Below are 19,616 nucleotides of genomic sequence, written 5' to 3'. Positions count from 1 at the left end.
CCTAATGACCTTCCGCATGCTGGGCGGCGAGCCGGATGGGGGCGTTGCCGGCGCCGTAGCCCTCGTATCCGCCGATCCGCTGGACGATCTCGAAGAAGACCCGGCCCACGGTGACGGTGTACAGGTGCAGGAACTCGCCGTGCTCGTCCCGGTCGTAGAGCACGCCGAGGTCGCGCAGCTCGGGACCGACCTCGTGGCGGGCCTCCAGGTCGTCGTAGTAGTTGCCGGGGATCGGCAGCAGCAGCCCGGGGTGCTCCCTTCGCAGCCGGCGGGCGACGGACACGACGTCGTCGCAGGCCAGCGCGACGTGCTGCCAGGGGAGAAGGTCGGCGCCGACCTGGGCGATGTTCACCACGACGCGGACGGCGCCGTCGGGGCCCGACATGGCCTTGCTGCGCAGCAGGCCGTACGGGTCGGGCAGCTCCAGGCTCTCCTGCGGGCGCAGCCCGAGCACGCTGCGGTAGAACAGCGCGGCCTCGTCGAAGTGGTGCCACGGCTGGGTCAGGGCCACGTGGTCGATGCCGGTGACCGGGCCGGGCACGGGTCCCGAGGGGGCGAAGTCGGCGAGCCAGGCGTCGTCGCAGAAGAAGATCTCGGTGCCGTCCGGCGCGGCCACCGCCTCCAGCTTGGCCTCTTCCGGGGCGCGCTCGCGTGGCAGGACCGGTGAGAGCAGCGACTCGGCGCGCTTGGCCGCGCCGGCGGGATCGGGGCCGTCCAGGCCGATGGCGATCAGCGCAGGGTCGGCGCCCGTGGCGTTGAGCAGCAGGCGCGCGCCGCCCTGCTCCCACAGCTCGACAGGTTTGGTGGGATGCGTCCCGGTACGCGCGAAGCCGAGCGCGGCCAGCATCCCGCCGAGCGCGCCGGTGTCGGCCAGCTCGGCGAAGGCGAAACCGGCGGGCACGGCCGGCTGCGCCGCACCGTTCAGGTCCTGCTCCAGCGCGATGAGCGAGCGCATGCCGTCCAGCGCGGTGCGCTCGGCCGACGCCTGGCGGAAGACGTCGTTGAACACCTCCAGCGACAGCGGCCCGGCGTAGCCCGTGCGCCGCACGCTGGCGACGAGCCCGGCCAGGTCGAAGTTGCCCTGCCCCGGGAAGCAGCGGTAGTGGCGGCTCCACTGCAGCACGTCCATGGCCAGCAGCGGCGCGTCGGCGAGCTGCAGGAAGAAGATCTTCTCCCCGGGGATGGCCTCGATGCCGATCGGGTCGGAGCCGCGCGAGAGGATGTGGAAGCTGTCCAGGCACACGCCCAGGTTGGGGTGGTCGGCCAGCCGCGCGACGCGCCAGGCGTGCAGATACTCGTTGACGTGCCGGCCCCAGGCCAGCGCCTCGTAGGCGATGCGGATCCCGTGCTCGGCGGCCCGCTCGGCCAGCAGCCGCAGGTGCTCGGCGGCCAGCTCGTCGTCGCCGATCGCGGCGGGCGAGACGTTCGAGCAGACCAGCAGCAGGTCCGCGCCGAGGCGCTCCATGAGCCGGAACTTGTGCTCGGCCCGGCGCAGGTTCCGGGCCAGCATCTCGGGGGGCACCGCCTCGAAGTCGCGGAAGGGCTGGTAGAGGTCGATGCCGAGGCCCAGGTCGGCGGCCCTGGCCCGGACCTCCTCCGGCGGCAGCGGGCAGGCCAGCAGGTCGTTCTCGAAGATCTCCACCCCGTCGAACCCGGCGGCCGCGATGGCCGCCAGCTTCTCGGCCAGGGTGCCGCTCACCGACACGGTGGCGATGGACTTGCGCACGGTTCCTCCTTCAGACGGCGATGAGGTCGGTCAGGTGGGCGAGCATCCGCTCGGCGTCCGGCTCCCGGCCGGTGAACAGCCTGAACGCGTGCACGGCCTGGAAGACGACCATGCCGCCACCGTCCAGCGTCCGGCAGCCGAGCGCCCGCGCCTGCTTGAGCAGCTCGGTCTCCAGCGGCCGGTAGACGATGTCGGCCACCCACAGGCCGGGGTGGAGGAGCTCGGCCGGCAGCGGCAGGCCCGGATGCCGGGCCATGCCGGTCGGGGTCGCGTGCACCAGCCCTTCGGCCCGGGCCAGCAGCTCCGGCAGCTCGGCCGGACCGGCGTGATGGGCCCGTTCGGCCCCGAAGCGGGCGGCCAGCTCACCGGTGAGAGCGCGCGCCCGTGCCGGGTCGGAGTCGACCACGGTGATCCGGTCGGCGCCCATGGTGAGCAGCGCATGCGCGACCGCGGCCCCCGCTCCCCCGGCGCCGAGCTGCACGATCTGGTGGGCGGGCGCGTCGGGCAGGCCCCGCGCGAACGACTCGGCGAAGCCCGTCCAGTCCGTGTTGTGGCCGATGGCCCGCTCACCGTCGAACACCACGGTGTTGACCGCGCCGAGCATGCGGGCGTCCGGCGACAGCTCGTCCAGGTGCGGGATGACGTCCTGCTTGCAGGGGTGGGTGACGTTGAGCCCGTCGTAGCCGTAGCGCCGCGCCGTACGGACCAGCTCGCCCACGTCACCGCCCACGCGATCGATGTCGAGCAGCCGGTAGACGTAGTGCAACCCGTGGTGCACGGCCTCCTGCTCGTGCAGCGGCGGGCTCAAGGAGGGGCCGATGCCCGAGCCGATCAACCCGATCAGGAACGAATCCATCACTTCTTCCTTTCAAGCAGGTACGACAGCCGCGTGAGCGCTTGGCTCGTGACATGGCCCTCCTAATGTACGTACTAGTGAGTTAGGTGGCTAGCGGGCAATCCGCGGCGGTTGGCGCGGAAGTGATCTCCCCCTTGACTTCACCGCGCCGCTGGCCCAGCTTTGTGAACTATCTAGTCCGTACTCTTGGAAGGAACCACGATCATGAGCTGGGACGGGCCGGCCGTGGGACGGCCGCTGGCGCTGGGCCCCGTACGCCTGCGCAACCGGTTCGTCTCGGCGCCGATGGAGCGCAACTACTGCGAGATCGACGGCACCGTCACCCACCGCTACGTCGAATACCTGACCCGGCGGGCGCGCGGCGGCGCCGCCCTGGTGTTCGCCGAGGCCGCCTACGTGCGCGCGGACGGCAGGGGCCGGCTGCGCCAGATGGGCGTCGACGTCGACGCCCGCGTCCCCGGCCTCGCCCGGCTGGCCGCCGCCGTGCACGCCGAGGGCGCTCTGTTCGGTGTCGAGCTGAACCACGGGGGCCGCACGGCCCAGGGCGCGGTCAGCGGGTTCCGCCCGGTCGCCCCCTCCCCCGTCCCCTGCCTGCCGGCTGGTGGCGAGCTGCCGCTGGAGCTGGCCACCGCGGAGGTGTACGAGCTGGTCGAGGCCTACGGGGAGGGTGCCCGGCGCTGCCGCGAGGCGGGTGTGGACGTGATCTCGATCCACGGCGCGCACGGTTACCTCGTGCACCAGTTCCTCTCCCCGGCCTTCAACCTGCGTACCGACGAGTTCGCCGATCCCCTCCGGTTCCTCGACCTGGTCGTCGAGGCGGTCCGGGAGCGGGCAGGACCCGGCGTGGCCGTCGGTTTGCGGGTCTCCGCGCACGAGGGGTTCGAGGGCGGCCTGAGCGCGGAGCGCACCTTCGAGCTGATCTCCCGCGCCCGCCTGGACCTGCTGGACTTCCTCGACGTCTCGGCCGGGTCGTACGAGGCGGGGCAGTGGATCATCCAGCCCGGCGAGTGGGAGCGCGGCCTGCTCGCCCCGTACGCCGAGCGCTACCGCGCGTTGGGGCTGCCGGTCGGCGTCGCCGGGCGGATCAGCACGCCGGAGAGCGCCGAGGCGATCGTGGCCGGTGGCCGCGCCGACTTCGTCTCCCTGGCCCGTACGCTCCACGCCGACCCCGGCTTTCCCCGCCACGCGCTGACCGGCGGGCCCTACCGGCCGTGCATCGCCTGCAACCACTGCATCGATCAGCTCGGCACCGGCGAGCCGATCCCCTGCTCGGTCAACCCTCGGGCGGGCCGGGAGCACCTCGGCGCGCCGAACACCCCCTCGAAGAAGGCGTCGGTGCTGGTGATCGGCGCGGGCCCGGCCGGTCTGGAGGCGGCCCGGCGGCTGGCCGGGCAGGGCCACCGGGTGCGGGTGCTGGAACGCGCGGGGCACGTCGGTGGCCAGTTCGCGCTCGCCGCCCGCCTCCCTGCGTATCCGGAATATCACAGCATCCTGGAGCGGTGCACCGCCGAGCTGGACCGGCTCGGCGTCACCGTCCGCACCGGCGTCCCCGTCACCGCGGAGGTGCTCGCGCGGCACGAGGCGGACGCCGTCGTGCTGGCCACCGGCGGCACCGGCCGCCTGCCGGACGTCCCGGGCGCCGGCCTGCCGCACGTCTTCGACGTGCGCCGCTGGCTCGCGCTCGGCGAGGACGTCCCCCGCGCCTGCGTCATCTGGGGCGCCGACCGCGAGGGGGTGGCCGTCGCCGACCACCTCGCCGCGGGCGGGGCCGAGGTGCTGCTCATCGGCTCCCAGCCGAGCCTCGCGCCCGACGTCGGCCGCCGCGCCAAGATCCTCATGGTCCCGCGGCTCACCGGGAACCCGAAGGTGCGCATCCTGCCGGAGACCGCGATCACGTCCGTCGAAGCCGACCGCCTGCTCGTCCGGTCCGACGGCCACGAAGAGTGGCTGCCCGCCGCCGGGCCCCTGCTGATCTCCCATGGCGTCGCCCCGCGCACCGGCCTGCTCGCGGCCTGCGAGGCCCGGCGGCCGCGGCTCGGGGTCCACGTCATCGGGGACGCCGGGGGCAGCGGCGGGTCGATCCACCGGTGCTTCCTGGCGGCGGAGGAGGTGGCCCGCACCATCGGGCAGGCGTGCGACGCCCCTTGATCGCGCTACGCCGCCTCGGTCGGGCCCGCTCGCCGGGCGGCCGCGTCGAGGTGGCGGCGCGCCGCGGTGATCGCGAGGCGGGCGTGCTCCTTGGCGCCCACCTGCGCCACGAGCGTGGCCCGGGGGATCTCCAGGGCGTACGGGATCCCGGGTGGCAGGGCGCCGAGGATGCCGTGCACGTCGATGCCACCCTCGCCGGGGAACAGGCGCTCGAAGCGGGCGGCATGAATGATCTCCTCCTGCGTGGCCGGCGCCGCGGCCGGCGCGTCGCAGACGTGGGCGAAGCGGAACCACTCGGGCGGCAGGTCGCGGAGATCGGCCACGCTGGAGCCGGAGCGCGCGAAGTGGATCAGGTCGACCAGGATTCCCGCGTTGGGCTGCCGGGCGGCCCGCAGGACGCGGACGGCTCCGGCGAGGTCGGGCGTCTGGGTCCACGACGGGAACTCGAGATCGACGGTGAGACCGAGCGGCCCGGCCAGCTCGCACAACCGCGCGAACCGGTCGGTCTTGCGGGCGAAGTCGGGGTCCGGGAGCTGCGTGATGACATGGCGGGCCCCGAGCTCGGCTCCGGCCTCCAGGAAGCGCAGGAAGTCCGCGGGGTCGTCATCGGGCGCGATCCGGGCTAGCTCGATGTCGAGCACCTCGATTCCCGTGGCCGCGAGGCGGACCTTGGTCGCGCGCATCAGGGCGGGGTCGGTGGCGAGGGGGTGGTGCGGCTCGTGCGGGGTGACCCGGGTCATGCGCAGGCCCACGTACCGGTAGCCCGCGTCGGCGGCGGCGCTCACCAGTTCGGGCGGAGACAGGCTGAGCGCCGTCAGATGCGCCAACGAGTAGTCGTGATCGCCACCGGCCAGGGCGGACGGCTCCCGCAGCGTGCTCAGCCGGCGCCTGCGGTGCGCGGCCATGCGCACCGCCGCGCTGTTCGCCGCGCCGTAGCCGGCGTACTCGCCGACGCGCTGCACCACCTCGAAGAAGATCCGCGCGCCGAGCATCTCGGTGTAGAAGTGCAGGTATTCGCCGTGTTGGTCGCGGTCGTAGAGGATGGAGTGCCGCCTCATCTCCGCGAGGAGTTCCCGCGGCAGCGCCAGGCGGGCGTCGAGATCGTCGTAGTAGTTGTCGGGGATCGTCAGCAGCGGCGCGCCGAGCGCCCGCATCGCCTTCGCGGCGGCGATGGCGTCGTCGGTGGTGAAGGCGATGTGCTGGGGGCTCGGCACCGCCGGTGACCAGTCGCCCCGCCGGAGCGGCGCGGTGTTGAGGCTGATCCGTACGTGGTGCGCCGGATCGGTCGCGGCCCGGCTCTGGATCAGCCCGAACGGCGCGGGCAGCGTGGTGGTCTGCGTCGCCTGCAGGCCGAGCACCGAACGGTAGAAGAGCGCGGCCTGGTCGAAGTCGTCGACCGACTCGGTGAGAGAGACGTGGTCGGTCCCGGTCAGCAGGCCCTCGCCGCGGGCCGTGCGGCCGGTGGGGGCGAAGTCGTCGAGCCAGTTGTCGTCCCCGCCCGTACGGCAGAAGAAGACGGCGGTCCCGTCGGGTGCGGCCACGGAGTTGAGGTCGGCCTCCTCCACCCGCCGGGCGCGGGGTAACACGGGCGCCAGCAGCCGCTCGGCCCGGCGGGCCGAGCCGGCTGGGTCAGCGCTCTCCACGGCCAGCGCGCAGACGGCCGCAGTGCCCGGCGGCACTGTCCGCTGCGGTGCGAAGTTCAGCAGGATCCGGGCCTTGGCCTGCGACCACAGCTGCACCGGCTTGGAGCGGTGCTGACCGGTGTGCGTGAACCCGAGCGCGGCCAGCGCCCGCGCCACGATCGGGCCGGAGATCTCGTCCACGGCCAGCTCGGTGAACACGTGACCGTCGAGCGGCGGGGCCGGCGGCAGGCCGGCCGGCTGGATGCGTTCGCGGGCCGCCACCGGGCCGAGCGTCTCCTCCAGCGACAGCAGCGAGCGCATCGCGTCGACGGCGACGTGCCGGGGATCCGCCTGCCGGCAGACGTCGTTGTACACCTCGATCGAAAGCGGGCCGTCGTACCCGGTGGCAAGGACGTGGCCGACGAAGCCGGTCAGATCGAAGACGCCCTGCCCGGGGAACAGCCGGTGGTGCTCGCTCCACTCCAGGACGTCCATGTTCAGCCGCGGCGCGTCGGCGAGCTGCAGGTGGAACACCTTCGCACCGGGCACGGCGCGGATCCAGGCGGGGTCGTCGCCCCGGGCGAACAGGTGGAAGCTGTCGAGGCACAGCCCGAGCGCCGGATGCCCGGCGAGCCGGACGATCCGCCAGGCGTGCTCGACGGTGTTCACGAACCGGCCCCAGGCCAGGCCCTCGTACGCGATGCGCAGGCCACGCCGCGCGGCCCGGCCGGCCAGCGTGTGGAGCTGCTCCGCGGCGAGGTCGTCGTCGTCCAGCGCGCTCGTGGAGGTCGTCGAGCAGACCGCCAGCGTGCGCGCGCCGAGGTGCTCCAGCACGTCGAACTTCCGCTCCGCCCGGCGGAGGTTGGCCTCGAACGCCTCGGGCGGCACCGCCTCGAAGTCATGGAACGGCTGGTAGAGGTGGATCGACAGCCCCAGGTCGGCACATTCCTGCCGGATCCGGCTCGGTGACCAGCTCGACACGATGAGGTCGTCCTCATAGATCTCGATCCCGTCGAAGCCCGCCGCGGCGGCGGCCACGAGCTTGTCCTCCAGGGTGCCGGAGAGGCAGACCGTCGCGAGTGCCAGGGGAGGGCTCGCGGGGCGGCGGCTGACAGGGGTTGCCATGCCGTGGTCGGCGGTGAGCATGGGCGTCCCACCTTCCTGGCGTCGATTAACGAACGAACTAGATACTTACTTATAAGCCCTGCGCGCCCACGGCGAAAGGGGCAACGCGGTCCGCTGTGTGGATCAGTTGATCTGGCAGGCAGCCCGGGGACGGTGCTCCGGGTGCCGCGGGAGGGGTAACGGCCTTACCTCCTTCGCCGCGTTCACCTTGCCTACCCTGGGGTTATGGGCCAGATCGAGCACCGCGCCGAGGTCCGCGAGTTTCTCAGCTCACGCCGGGCGCGCATCACCCCGGAGCAGGCGGGACTGCTGGACGCCCTGGCCCGCGCCCTGCAACTGGACGAGGCCGAGCGTGAGCACCTGTTCGCCCTGGCCCGGAGCGCCGGTCCGGACCCCCGCCGCCCCCACACGCCGCCGACCACGGTGCGGCCCGTGATCCAGCAGGTGCTCGACGCCGTCACCGACTCCCCGGCCTGGGTACGCAACGGCCGCCACGACCTCATCGCCATGAACCGCCTGGCCCGCGCACTCTACTCCCCCGTCCTGGCCGACCCGCGCCGCCCGGCGAACACCACCCGGTTCGTCTACCTCGACCCGGCCGCGCGCGAGTTCTTCGTCGACTGGGACCGGGTCGCCGACGACGCCGCCGCCATGCTCCGGCTGGAGGCGGGCCGCCACCCGCACGACCGGGCGCTGATCGAGCTGGTCGGCGAGCTGTCGACGCGGAGCGAGATCTTCCGGCAGCGCTGGGCCTCCCACGACGTGCGGTTCCACCGCAGCGGCCGGAAACGGCTGCGGCACCCGGTGGTCGGGCAGCTCGACCTCGACTTCGAATCGATGGAGCTACCATCCGAGCCCGGCCTGACCCTCAACGTCTACACCGCCACCCCCGGCAGCCCCACCGCCGACGGGCTCAAGATGCTCGCCAGCTGGGCGGCCACGCAGGACCTCGCCGGGGCGCAGGACCAGGCCTGACCCGTGCCCATCCCCGCCGGCGGACTGGGGGGTTCTGCCACTACCTGTAACGGCAGGCCCTGCCGCATGACCGAGCGAGCGGCTTTCATGGGGGTTGACCAGGGAAGACGTCGGCCCGATCGCCCGGCATCCATGAGGCATGGATTTACCGACAACGGACCTCCGCCAGGCGTGCCGGTCACCCGGTTGAGACCGGGCGCGGGTAGGTCCACGTCCAGCCCTGACCCGAAGGAGGCGTCCGCGATGGCTACCTGGACCGGCGACGAACTGAGCACGATCGGCTACGCCGAGGAACTGGAGCTCGCCTCCCGGCGCGAGGACGGCACGCTGCGCCCACCCGTGACGATATGGGTGGTCCGCGTAGGTGATGAGCTCTATGTCCGTTGCATGAACGGCCGGTCCGGCGCCTGGTACCGCGGTACCCAGACCCGCCGCCAGGGCCGCATCTCGGCCGGCGGCGTCGAGGCGGACGTCACCTTCGCCGACGCCGGACCCGCCGACGCGGCCGTCCACGACCAGATCGACGAGGTCTACCGCACCAAGTACCGCCGCTACGGCGCCAACATCATCGACGGCGTCGTCAACCCCGGCTCACGGGACGCGACGATCAGACTCGTCCCCGAAAGGTGATCATGAGGCACACCACCCTGAAAGACCTGGACGTCTCCCGCATCGGCCTGGGCGCGATGGGCATGTCCTTCGGTTACACCGGCGCCGGCAGCGACGACGCCGAGTCCGTCCGCACCATCCACCGCGCGCTGGACCTGGGCGTCACCTTCCTCGACACCGCCGAGGTCTACGGCCCCTACGCCAACGAGGAACTCGTCGGCAAGGCCCTGAAGGGCCGCCGCGACCAGGTCGTCGTGGCGACCAAGTTCGGCATGATCTCGCACACCGGGCGCGGCCCCGGCCGCCTCGACAGCAGCCCGGCCGGCGTCCGCACCGCCGTCGAGGGCTCGCTCCGGCGCCTGGACACCGACTACATCGACCTGTACTACCAGCACCGCGTCGACCCGGACACCCCGATCGAGGACACCGCCGGCGCCCTGGCCAAGCTGGTCGAGGAGGGCAAGGTCCGCCACATCGGCCTGTCCGAGGCCGGGCCGGAGACGATCCGCCGCGCCCACGCCGTGCACCCGGTCACCGCCGTGCAGTCGGAGTACTCCCTGTGGACCCGGGACGTGGAGCAGCGCGTGCTGCCGGTGCTGCGCGAGCTGGGCATCGGCTTCGTGCCGTACTCGCCGCTCGGGCACGGCTTCCTGACCGGCGCGATCCGCTCGCCCGAGGAGTTCGACGACACCGACTGGCGCAGGACCAGCCCGCGGTTCATGGGCGAGAACTTCCGGCGCAACCTGGCCCTGGCCGACGAGGTGCGGGCGGTCGCCGCCGCGGCGGGCGTCACCCCGGCGCAGGTCGCGCTGGCCTGGCTGCTGGCCAAGGGCGAGCACATCGCCCCGATCCCCGGCACCAAGCGGGTCTCGCGGGTGGAGGAGAACGTGGCCGCCGACTCCGTCCGGCTGACCGCCGACCAGCTCGCCAAGCTGGACAACCTGCCCCCGGCCGCCGGGGACGACCACAACGAGGAGCAGATGCGGATGATCCAACGCTGAGGCCCCCCGAGGATCAGCCCGCGATCATCGGGCTCGTCCTGGCGCGATGCGCGCCCGGGGCGCCTGCCGCACCCACACCGTGTCGCGGGCCAGGCGAGCGAGGAGGCGTTTGAGGTCGGTCACATCCTCCTCGCTCCAGTGGGCGAGGGCCTCGTCGAAGGTCCGCCGGACGTGTGTCATGATCCGCTCCCCGATCTCCCGGCCGCGGGGAGTCAGCGCGAGCAGCACGCTGCGCTCGTCGGAGGGCTCGCGCACCCGCAGGATGAGGCCCGCGGTGTCGAGACGGTGAGCGATCTTGGAGATGTTCGCCCGTCCCATGCCCAGGGTCTCCGCGAGCTCGCTCGGGCGCATCGCTCCCCGGTAGCTGAGCTGGTTGACGACGAGGAACATCGACACGTCGTGCACCGGGAAGTCGACGGCGGTCATGACGGACAGCCGCACGGGGAGACTGTCGGCCCAGTGGATGATCGAGGTCAAGGAGACCCTCGGGTCCAGGGGGTCGGGCGCGATGACGGGTGACAGGTCGATGTCCTGGTCGTCCAGCTCGTAGCGTTGCGCGCGGGCCACGATGCGCCTCACCTCTGCTTGTGCGTTCCGGCTTCCCGAAACCCTACTTGCCGGCCGCCTCCGCTTCACGCAGCAGCCGCACCGGTCCGAGCAGCCCGTGCTCGTGGACCGTCGTCCGCTGCGTCTCGTCGGCCCCGGTGAAGGACGCGACCACGTCGGGCACGCCGTCGTAGTAGCCGCGGGCGAGCAGCCGGTTGTTCAGCGAGCTGGAGACCCGGACCGTGACCGTGTTCTCGCCCGGCCGCAGGTCGGCGGTGACGTCGACGCGGGGCAGGGAGGTGTCGAAGCCCTTGACCGCGCCCGCGTTGACCCGCACGGACCCCAGGGCCCCGGCGGTCGATCCGAGGTCGAGGACATACCTGGCCCCGGCGACCCGGTCGAGGGTGAAGGTGGCGGTGTACTCGCCGACGCCGCTGACCTCCGGGCCCACCTGGGGCAGGTCCTTCCACGGCCGCAGCGGGCCGTGGCCGGCGTCGAGGCGGGTGACGGCCGTGCGGGGCCGCTCCTCGCGGGTCTCGTAGCCGAGCCCGCGGTCCTCGGTGATGACCTCCACCTCACCGGCGTCCCAGCTCTCGACGGCGATCGTCCACTCGTCGATCTCCCGCACCGGCTCGGGCGTGACGGGGTCGGAGCCGGCGGGCTGCGCCGCCGAGCGGTCGAGGGTGAGCAGCGCCGTCTGGCCGGGGGCCAGGGTCACGGTGACGATCGTGCGGCCCGCGTCGTGCCGGACGCCGCGGTGGGGCCGGAGGTCGCCGGTCCAGGCGTCGATCCGGTGGGCGGCGCCGGTGCCCGGCAGGGCGACCTCGACGGTGGTCGGCTCGCCGCTCTCGTAGCGGAAGTGGTACAGGTACAGGTGCAGCAGGTCGCCGTCCTCGCGCAGGTGGCTCAGGACGTCGGGGTTGTCGGCGGTGAACTCGGCGCGTCCGGTGACGCCGAGCTCGCGCAGCGCGCCGACGGTGTGGGCGGGATCGTGCACCTCGGCGACGTTCGGGAGGGCGCGCAGGGCCGCCATCGTCCGGGCGAGCTCGTCGTCGCGGCCGTCCAGTCCCGGGGTACGCGCGGCGGCCCGGTGGTGGGTGGTGTGCTGTCCGGCGACGAGCCACTTGAGCTCGCGGGCGCCGTTGACGACGAGGAGCTTCAGGCCGTCGCGGGCCCACCGCAGGAGCCCGGCCGCCACGTCCGCGTCCAGGGTCTCCTGGTAGACGATGAGCGCCTGGTAGCCGGGGCCGCCGGGCTGGACGAGCCCGCCGGCGAACGAGACCTCCTCGCGCAGCAGGAGTGATCCGTCGAAGAACTCGTAGGTCCATCCGGCGTCCTGCATGCCCAGGTCCTGCCACCAGTGGTTCTGCCGGTCGCGCATCCACCTGCGCCCGTAGGCGTCCTCGTCCGGGATGCGCCGGCCCTCCTCGTCGTACAGGGCCACGCCGCAGGTGTTGTCGGTGAAGTGGTCGGTACGCAGGATCCCCACGTCGATGCGGGGCCGGCCCTGGCGCAGGACGGCCTGGTAGCGGCCGATCGCCTGGTTCCACAGCGGGTAGAACTCGGCGGCGGGCTGGCGGGTGTCGAACCGTTCGGAGAAGCGCGACCACATGCCCTCGTGCCCGGGCCAGGTGGTGGCGCCGGGCGCGCCCGCGGTGCTCGCCCAGCCGTGCAGCACGGTCCTGGTGATGCCGGCCGCGAGCTGGGTGGCGATGATCTGGTCGTAGAAGCGGTGGTCGAGGATGTGGTTGCGGGTGGTCGCGCCGGTCTCGGAGGAGTACTGCTTGCCGAACAGGTGGGCCGGGCCGGCCATCAGGCGGTAGGCGTCGATCTGCGCGCCGAACTCCAGGGACTCGTTCTCGATCCCGTCGACCTCCGGGCCGGGCCGGGTGAGCTCGAACGGCAGCCCGTAGCTGATCTCGGCGCGCAGCCCGATCCCGTGCCCGTGCAGGAACGCGGCGAACGGGCGCAGCATGTTCTCGATGTAGAGGTCGGTGAGCGTGCGCACGTAGTCGAAGCGCACCTTCTCGACGGTGCCGCGGTGCTCCTCGCGCACGTCGTAGTGGTACGTCGTGCTGACCGCCATGAACGGCACGCTGCGCAGCAGGAACGGCAGCCATGGAGTGATGTCGTAGCCGCGGCGGGCGCGGAACTCCGCGGCGACGGTACGCCCCCAGAACAGGCCACCGGCGCCGTAGGTCGACAGCTCCAGGGAGTCCATGTACATCTGCACCCGCGGGTTGCGGCCGATCCGCTCGCGCAGCTCCGGGGTGAGCACGACCGTGTCCCAGTAGTCGATGACCGCCTCGACACCGTCCCGGTCCAGGTAGTTGACGGTGTAGTTGACCGACGCCGAGGGCGAGGCGGTCTGCCCGGTGCCGTGCGTCCACAGCACGAACAGCCGCCAGTCGCCGTCGGCCGGGGCCTGCCAGTCCAGCGTCTCGTCGCGCACCTGGCCGGTGAGGTCAGAGACGGATTCGAGGTCGAGGATCGTGCCCGCCTGGGTGGTCTCCAGCACGCGCGCCGCCACGACGGCCACCAGATGCTGCTCGGTGACCTTGCCGCGGTGACCGGGAATGTGGGTCACGGGCGGCTCGGCGTCGAGGTCCACGCGCGGGAGCGGCCCGCGGCGCGAGCCGGCGGGGCCGAGGTCCTCGGTGACCACGTCGAGTTCCTGCGCGGCGGCCGGGTGATCGGGGTGGATGGTGGGGAGGTTCGCGTTCGCCCAGTTCGTGCCGGAGGTGAAGCTCACCGCCATGCTCCGCCTGGTCGTCTCCTCCACGACCACGTGGGAGTCGTGCGTCCACTCCTCCGAGCCCCAGCCGTAGCGGGCGTGGTCGATGCCTTCCTCGTCCATGGCGAGGAACTCCATCCCGCCGAAACCGAGCTTGTGCGCGGTGTCGATCTCGCGTACCAGCGTCTCGTCGGTGTGCAGCCCTTCGGCCAGCCACCAGCGCAACTCGGGCCGGAACTCGACGGACGGGACGGCGACCAGCCGGGTGAGGTCGTCAAGTGACATGTGTCCCCCTGGAGGTGAGATCGCTATGGGACAGAACTTAGATTGCGCCGCACTCATAAGCAATGTCCTGAGGAAACTAAAAAGTGTCCTTCGGACACAAGAGGGTCTTCAGGAAGAACCGCAGAGTGGACCGGTGCAGCCGGCTGCGGTGCGGCACGGTGGACCAGCCGTGGTCGGCGCCTTCGACCACCTCCAGCTCCGCGTTGCCGTCGTAGTGGTCGAGGTAGCGGCGGGCGTAGCAGACGGGCGCGATGTCGTCCCGGTCCCCGTGGATGATGCGGACGGGCCCGGTGTAGGGGCGGGACCGGCCGTAGACGTCGAGGCCGGCGATGTCCGCGACCAGGGCCGGGCTCATCCGGTGGCCGTCGGCGTCGAAGTAGCCCCGCTCCCCGATCTCGGCGCCGATGTCGCGGCCCTTGAGGTGGCCGGCGCCAACTTCGAAGGGGGCGACGGCGGCCGGCGACCACAGGCACGCGGCGCGGACGCCGGGCTCCTCAGCGGCCACGATCCCGGCGACGACACCGCCCATGCTCATCCCGACCAGGCCGATCCGGTCGGGGTCGGCGAAGTCGGAGCCGCGCACGGCGCGTACGACGGACCGGGTCTCGGCTATCTCGCCGGTGATGGTGACGTCGAAGAAGTCGCCGTCGCTCTCACCGTGCCCGGACAGGTCGAACCGGACGGACGCGCAGCCGGCGTCCGCCAGCTGCCGTGCCATCAGGACGAACGAGCGGCTCTCCATCCGGTTGTTGGCGAACCCGTGGACGAACACCACGGCCGGCCAGACGGTCGCGGGCCGGTCGCCATAAGGAAGGTGCACCGTGGCCCGCAGCGTCAGCCCTTCATGCCGGAACTCGTGAGCGTGGATCATCGGACCGCCCGTCATCCCTTGATGGCGCCGGCGGTCATGCCGGCGACGATCTTGCGGTTGAAGAGGACGAACAGCAGCAGCGGCGGGATCGTGATCAGCACGATGTCCATGAACAGCAGGTTCCACTGGGTGCTGTACTGGCTCTGGAAGTTGTAGAGGGTGACCTGCACGGTGGCGTTCTCGTCGCCCGGGGTGAAGTAGAGCGGGTTGACGAAGTCGTTGAAGACGGCCACCGACGTGGTCAGGATGACCGTGATGGTGACGGGCCGCAGCAGCGGGAAGATGACGCGGAAGAACAGGGTGAGCCCGGTGCAGCCGTCGATCTGGGCGGCCTCGTCCAGCTCGCGCGGGACGGCCGCGATGAACGCCCGGAACAGCAGCACCGCGTACGACAGCCCGTAGGCGACCTCGACCAGGATCAGCCCGGGCAGCGTCTTGAACAGGCCGATCCCCTGCAGCAGCCAGATCGTGGGCACGATCGCGGGCGGGATGATCAGCCCGGACAGCACCAGGAAGTTCGCCAGCGAGCCGATCCTGCCCGCCCGGCGCTGCAGCACGAACGCGGCCATGGCGGCGAAGACGACGATCAGCGCCACGGAGGACACGGTGAGGACGGTGCTGTTGACGAACGCCCGCAGCAGCACGTAGTCGCGCGCCTCGACCACGTCCAGGAAGTTCTCGACGACCGGCCAGCTCGCCGGCCAGGCGAAGTCCAGATCCGCGGCCTGCGCCCGGTCCTTGACCGCGGTCAGCAGCATGAACGAGAACGGCACCAGGAAGATCACGGTGGCCAGGACCAGCGCGAGCGTCTCGGCGCTGAGCCTCTTCAGCGTTCTCATGCGGCGACCTGCCTCCTGCCGAGGAAGTAGTTGAGCGGGACGACGATGGCGGTGACGACGAGGAACAGCAGCACGTTGCCCGCGGTGGACAGGCCGAAGAACCCGGCCTGGTACTGCTTGTAGATGATCGAGGCGATGGTGTCGCTGGTGAAGCCGGGCCCGCCGCGGGTCATCGTCCAGATCAGGTCGAACGAGCGCAGCCCGCCGATGAACGACAGGATGATCACCGAGTACGTGGCCGGCCACGACAGCGGCAGCGTGACGTGCCGGAACCGGTGCCAGGCGCCCCCGCCGTCCACCGCCACGGCCTGGAAGTAGTCCCGGGGGATCGACATGATCCCGGCGATGTAGATGACGGTGGCCAGGCCGACCCCCTTCCACACGTCCACCAGCGCCACCGACAGCAGCGCCGAGTTCGCGTCGCCGAGCCAGTCGGGGCCGTCGATACCGACCACGGCGAGGGCCCGGTTGACCAGGCCGGTGTCCGGGCGCAGCAGGGCGCTGAAGGTGATGCCGACCGCGACGGTGGACACCAGCACCGGGAAGAACACCACCGAGCGCAGGAGGCCGCGCAGCCGCAGCCGGGAGGTGAGCAGCACGCCGAGCAGCAGCCCCAGCACGACCTTCAGGCCGCTGGTGACCACGGCGTAGACGATCGTGTTCTGGAAGCCGATGCGCAGGTTCTGCTCGGCCAGGAAGTCGCGGAAGTTCTCCAGGCCGACGAAGGTGCTGTCGAACAACGTCCAGCGGGTGAGCGCGAAGTAGAAGGCCATGGCCGTCGGCACCAGGAAGATCACCAGGTAGACGACGGCGGCCGGGGCGTACAGCGCGTACGGGTAGGCCGACCTGCGCCTGGCCGCCGGGCGGGCGTGCCGTTGCCCGGGAGCCACGCCGGGCCCCGTACGGGACCCGGCGTGTTGCCTCGTCACCACCCCGCGAGCCCCAACTGCTTGGCCTGCTTCTCCACGTCCTTGTCGTACTGGGCGGCCCCCTCGGCGGCCGAGGTCAGCCCGGAGCCGACGGCGACGGTGATCTGCTCCAGCGACGGGCCCTTGATGGGCGACAGGAACTCCAGGGCGGGGGTGGTGGCGCCCTGGTCGATGTAGGCCTGCAGGTCCTTGGCCACCTGGATGGCGTCGTCGGGCAGCTTGGAGCCCTTGATGCGGTACGGGCCGGACGGCCGCACGGCCGCGGTCACCGCCTCCGTGCCGGCCGGCGAGGCGACGAAGGCGAGGAACTTCTTGGCCGCGTCCAGCTTCTCGGTGGTCCTGGCGATGTAGATGGCGTTCGGCTCCCAGACGGTGGCGCCGCTCTTTTCCGGGTCGTTGCCGGGGATGCCGAAGAGGCCGACGTCGGTGGCCGTCTGCGGGTAGGTCGCCAGCAGCGGCGGCAGCAGCCCGCTGAGCATCGCGTAGTGCGCGCCCTTGCCCTCCACCAGCATCTTCAGGCCCTGGTCGAGGGTGGCCGAGCCGAAGCCCTTGTTGAGGTGGTCCTTGGCGTGCACGTCGGCCAGGTGCTGGAAGCCGCCCGCCGCGGCGGGCGTGGTGGCGTACTTGACCTTGCCCGCGGTGTAGTCCTGCGCGAAGTTCGGCACCGCGGCCTGCACGTTGTGGAAGTCGGCGAGCACGAAGATCTGCGAGGTCCAGGTGTCCTTGAAGGTGCTGATCACCGGGGTGATCCCGGCCGCCTTGATCTTGTCGTTGTTGGCCATGAACTCGGCCCAGGTCTTGGGGACCTCCAGCTTGAGCTGCTCGTACACCTTGCGGTTGTAGAGGATGCCGCCGCCGGTCAGCGTGGTGGCGGGGACGCCGTACGCCTTGCCGCCCTGCGTCACGACGGGCAGGTATTCGGGCTGGACATTGGCCAGTACCGGGTCGCCGGTGAGGTCGACGAGGGTCTGGGCCGGGTTGAGCGCCTGCAGCAGCGAGCCGGAGTTGTACCAGAACACGTCCGTCATCTCGCCGGTGGACAGCCGGGTCTTGACGATGTTGTCGCCCTCGCTGCCGCCCGGCTGGTGCTCCATCTCGACCTTGATGGTGGGGTTGGCCTTCATGAAGGCGTTGGCCAGGGCTTTGGAGGTGTCCACGGTCGACTGGTCGCTGCCGGTCATGAAGGACAGGGTCACGGTGCCGTCGGCCGCGGGCCCGGCGTCGGAGCCGGGGCCGGAGCCGCAGGAGGTAAGGGCCGCCGTCGCGAGCACGGCCAGGGCCGCGGCAAGCGTGCGGTGGGAGGTCTTCACACACCCCTCCAGGGTTATTGAATCGTTTTAAGCGATTCCCCGATGCGGTTAACGTAGGCGTTACGTGAAAGGGTGTCAAGACTCGATTTGGGTAACGGTTTCCAGGCTTTTCGCTGATGAAATCGCTATTGATTGAGTCGTACGAGTAACGTTTTCCCCGCTGACCTCCCGTGGAGCGACAGCGGTCGATGAGCTGCCGCCGCGCACCCTGGACCGAACATCCGGCAGGGCGGGGGGCACGCGGCGGCCGCCCGCCGGCCGGGAACGCCCGCACGGGCGCGAGCCGGTGGGTGTCCGGAGCCGGGCTAGGTTTCCGGAGCCGGGCTACGCGGTGGGTGGCGCGGCCGTGGAGCCGCGGACGACCAGGCTCGGGGTGACGGAGAAGCGCACCGGTGTCATGCGCCCCTCGACGCGCTCCAGGAGGAGCTTGCCCGCGGCCCGGCCCATCTCGCCGCCGTCCTGGTCGACGCTGGTCAGCGCGATGTTCGGCAGAGCGGCCAGGTGGGTGTTGTCGTAGCCGGCGACCGAGACGTCCGCCGGCACGGACAGCCCGGCCTCGTGGACCGCGGCGAGCGCGCCGAGCGCCGCCTGGTCGGCTCCGGCGAAGATCGCCGTCGGGCGCGCTGTGCGGCCCAGCAGCTCGCGGGCGCCGTCGTAGCCGCCCTGCTCGTTGTAGAAGCTGGTCGCGACCGCGATCTCGCCGGCGAGCCCGTGCTCGGTCATGACGCGTTCGTAGGTCGCCGACCGGATGTTGTGCAGTAGATCGGCGGGCCGGGCGATGCTGTCGTCCTGGTGGGTGATGTGCGCGATCCGGCGGTGCCCCAGCTCGATGAGGTGGTTCACGACCAGTTCGGCGCCCGCTTCGTCGTCGTCGAACACCGAGTCGTAGTAGGACGACCGCTCGTGACGCGCGAGCACCACGGTCGGCTTCTCCTTCGCCACCTCCTCCAGGCGTGCCTTCGAGGCGAGGGGCGCGACCATGATGATGCCGTCCACCTGCCGGTCCATCAGGGCGTCGACCGCCCGCTGCTCGACCTTCCTGGTGGCGCCGCCCTGGATCATGAACGCCTGGTATTGGGTGTCCTCCAGGTAGGCGGTCAGGCCGTCGAGGATGTCGGCGAAGAACGGGTTCCTGATGTGCGGCAGCACCAGGCCGATCGTGAAGGTGCGGCCGCGCATCCCCCGGGCCACGGCCTGCGGCCGGTAGCCGAGCTCCTCGATGGCCGTCTTGACGCGGTCCTTCATGGCCGGGCTGACGCCGTAGGCGTTGCGGATCACCTTGGACACCGCCGTGACGGAGACCTGGGCGTGGCTCGCCACGTCGGCGATCGTCACTCGTCGTCGGCGACCAGGCGTGACCATGAAGCTCCATTTCCGAGGCGTGGTCCGATTGTACGAGCCCGGGATCTCCGAGCCGGTACCGGTCACGGACCGCGATATCGCCGCAGGGGACCTCCTGCATCCTCGGCGCATGCCCACCGACCTGCCGGCACCGATGGGCCAGGACGTGCCACAGTCCCACCGGGGCTGCTGACCGAGCGCATCGCGCGTCAGCTGGAGCACGACATCCGATCCGGCGAGATCCAGGTGGGCGCCAAGCCGCCTTCCGAGCGCGAGCCGGCCGCCCGGTTCGGCGCGCGCACCCGTACGAGGCGGCGTACCTGCCGATCAACAGGACGGCACGATCCACGGCTGGTGAGGCCCGCGGCTAGGCGCCCCAGCCGGCCTGCTCGCCGCCGACCCGGTCGGCGGCGATCTTCTCGAAATATCCGGACTTGGCGTAGGCCACCATCGGGTCGGGCGCCAGCCCCATCTCCTGACGCAACTCCGCCAGCAACGGCCGCACGTCGGTGTTGTAGGCGTCCATGAACACCGCGTTCGCACCCAGCACATCACCCGCGGACTGAGCCGCGGCCAGCGCCTCCCGATCCACCAGCAACGCCTTGGCCGTCGCCTCCTGCACATTCATCACCGAACGGATCTGACCCGGGATCTTCGGCTCGATGTTGTGACACTGATCCAGCATGAACGCCACCTCAT

Annotated in this window: 14 protein-coding genes and 1 pseudogene; 4 read left to right on the top strand and 11 right to left on the bottom strand. The window is 71.5% G+C overall.

Annotation, left to right across the window (positions count from 1 at the left end; translation table 11 throughout):
* Nucleotide 1: 1 nt before the first annotated feature.
* Nucleotides 2–1,726, bottom strand: coding sequence for a bifunctional sugar phosphate isomerase/epimerase/4-hydroxyphenylpyruvate dioxygenase family protein (locus ACTWPW_RS49590; protein WP_443172941.1), 1,725 nt, complete (start codon nucleotides 1,724–1,726; stop codon nucleotides 2–4).
* Nucleotides 1,727–1,736: 10 nt separating this feature from the next.
* Nucleotides 1,737–2,582 (bottom strand): shikimate dehydrogenase, encoded by an 846-nt coding sequence (locus tag ACTWPW_RS49585; RefSeq protein ID WP_375114254.1) that lies wholly within the window; start codon nucleotides 2,580–2,582, stop codon nucleotides 1,737–1,739.
* Nucleotides 2,583–2,786: 204 nt separating this feature from the next.
* Here ACTWPW_RS49585 and ACTWPW_RS49580 point away from each other — a divergent pair, with 204 nt between their 5' ends.
* A complete protein-coding gene (locus ACTWPW_RS49580) occupies nucleotides 2,787–4,730 on the top strand; it encodes an oxidoreductase (RefSeq protein ID WP_443172940.1) in 1,944 nt (647 codons plus the stop codon).
* Between the two features lie 5 nt (nucleotides 4,731–4,735).
* Here the strand turns inward: ACTWPW_RS49580 and ACTWPW_RS49575 are convergent, their stop codons facing one another.
* Nucleotides 4,736–7,498, bottom strand: coding sequence for a TIM barrel protein (locus ACTWPW_RS49575; RefSeq protein ID WP_443172939.1), 2,763 nt, complete (start codon nucleotides 7,496–7,498; stop codon nucleotides 4,736–4,738).
* Nucleotides 7,499–7,702: 204 nt separating this feature from the next.
* Between ACTWPW_RS49575 and ACTWPW_RS49570 the strand changes: the two genes are divergently transcribed.
* From ACTWPW_RS49570 to ACTWPW_RS49560, 3 genes are all read left to right on the top strand, one after another.
* Nucleotides 7,703–8,452 carry an MmyB family transcriptional regulator gene (locus ACTWPW_RS49570; RefSeq protein WP_443172938.1) on the top strand — a complete coding sequence of 250 codons (750 nt, stop codon included), beginning with the start codon at nucleotides 7,703–7,705 and terminating at the stop codon, nucleotides 8,450–8,452.
* A 243-nt stretch (nucleotides 8,453–8,695) separates the two neighbouring features.
* Nucleotides 8,696–9,082, top strand: coding sequence for a DUF2255 family protein (locus ACTWPW_RS49565; RefSeq protein ID WP_443172937.1), 387 nt, complete (start codon nucleotides 8,696–8,698; stop codon nucleotides 9,080–9,082).
* 2 nt (nucleotides 9,083–9,084) lie between these two features.
* On the top strand, nucleotides 9,085–10,062 hold the full coding sequence (locus tag ACTWPW_RS49560; RefSeq protein ID WP_375114259.1) for an aldo/keto reductase: 978 nt from the start codon (nucleotides 9,085–9,087) through the stop codon (nucleotides 10,060–10,062).
* A 24-nt stretch (nucleotides 10,063–10,086) separates the two neighbouring features.
* Here ACTWPW_RS49560 and ACTWPW_RS49555 read toward each other — a convergent pair whose 3' ends face one another.
* From ACTWPW_RS49555 to ACTWPW_RS49520, 8 genes and pseudogenes are all read right to left on the bottom strand, one after another.
* Complete coding sequence (locus ACTWPW_RS49555; RefSeq protein ID WP_375114260.1) at nucleotides 10,087–10,641, bottom strand: MarR family winged helix-turn-helix transcriptional regulator; 555 nt, start codon at nucleotides 10,639–10,641, stop codon at nucleotides 10,087–10,089.
* Between the two features lie 31 nt (nucleotides 10,642–10,672).
* Complete coding sequence (locus ACTWPW_RS49550; RefSeq protein WP_443172936.1) at nucleotides 10,673–13,627, bottom strand: glycosyl hydrolase; 2,955 nt, start codon at nucleotides 13,625–13,627, stop codon at nucleotides 10,673–10,675.
* Nucleotides 13,628–13,703: 76 nt separating this feature from the next.
* A complete protein-coding gene (locus tag ACTWPW_RS49545; protein WP_443172935.1) occupies nucleotides 13,704–14,498 on the bottom strand; it encodes an alpha/beta hydrolase family protein in 795 nt (264 codons plus the stop codon).
* 11 nt (nucleotides 14,499–14,509) lie between these two features.
* Nucleotides 14,510–15,337: a carbohydrate ABC transporter permease gene (locus tag ACTWPW_RS49540; RefSeq protein ID WP_443172934.1), complete on the bottom strand. Its 828-nt coding sequence runs from the start codon at nucleotides 15,335–15,337 to the stop codon at nucleotides 14,510–14,512.
* Nucleotides 15,334–16,227 carry a carbohydrate ABC transporter permease gene (locus ACTWPW_RS49535; RefSeq protein WP_375114264.1) on the bottom strand — a complete coding sequence of 298 codons (894 nt, stop codon included), beginning with the start codon at nucleotides 16,225–16,227 and terminating at the stop codon, nucleotides 15,334–15,336. Before ACTWPW_RS49535 ends, ACTWPW_RS49540 begins: the two co-directional genes overlap by 4 nt.
* Before the next feature lie 35 nt (nucleotides 16,228–16,262).
* Nucleotides 16,263–17,576, bottom strand: a complete 1,314-nt coding sequence (locus ACTWPW_RS49530; RefSeq protein ID WP_443172933.1) for an ABC transporter substrate-binding protein — start codon at nucleotides 17,574–17,576, stop codon at nucleotides 16,263–16,265.
* A 324-nt stretch (nucleotides 17,577–17,900) separates the two neighbouring features.
* Nucleotides 17,901–18,938 (bottom strand): LacI family DNA-binding transcriptional regulator, encoded by a 1,038-nt coding sequence (locus ACTWPW_RS49525; RefSeq protein WP_443172932.1) that lies wholly within the window; start codon nucleotides 18,936–18,938, stop codon nucleotides 17,901–17,903.
* A gap of 346 nt (nucleotides 18,939–19,284) precedes the next feature.
* Nucleotides 19,285–19,616, bottom strand: a pseudogene (locus ACTWPW_RS49520) (L-rhamnose isomerase); the annotation flags it as partial.

This window comes from Nonomuraea sp. KM90, from assembly GCF_052246675.1.
Classification (GTDB): Bacteria; Actinomycetota; Actinomycetes; order Streptosporangiales; family Streptosporangiaceae; genus Nonomuraea.
Note: the sequence above shows the minus strand (reverse complement) of the source record. Positions and strands in the feature narration are given on the sequence as shown.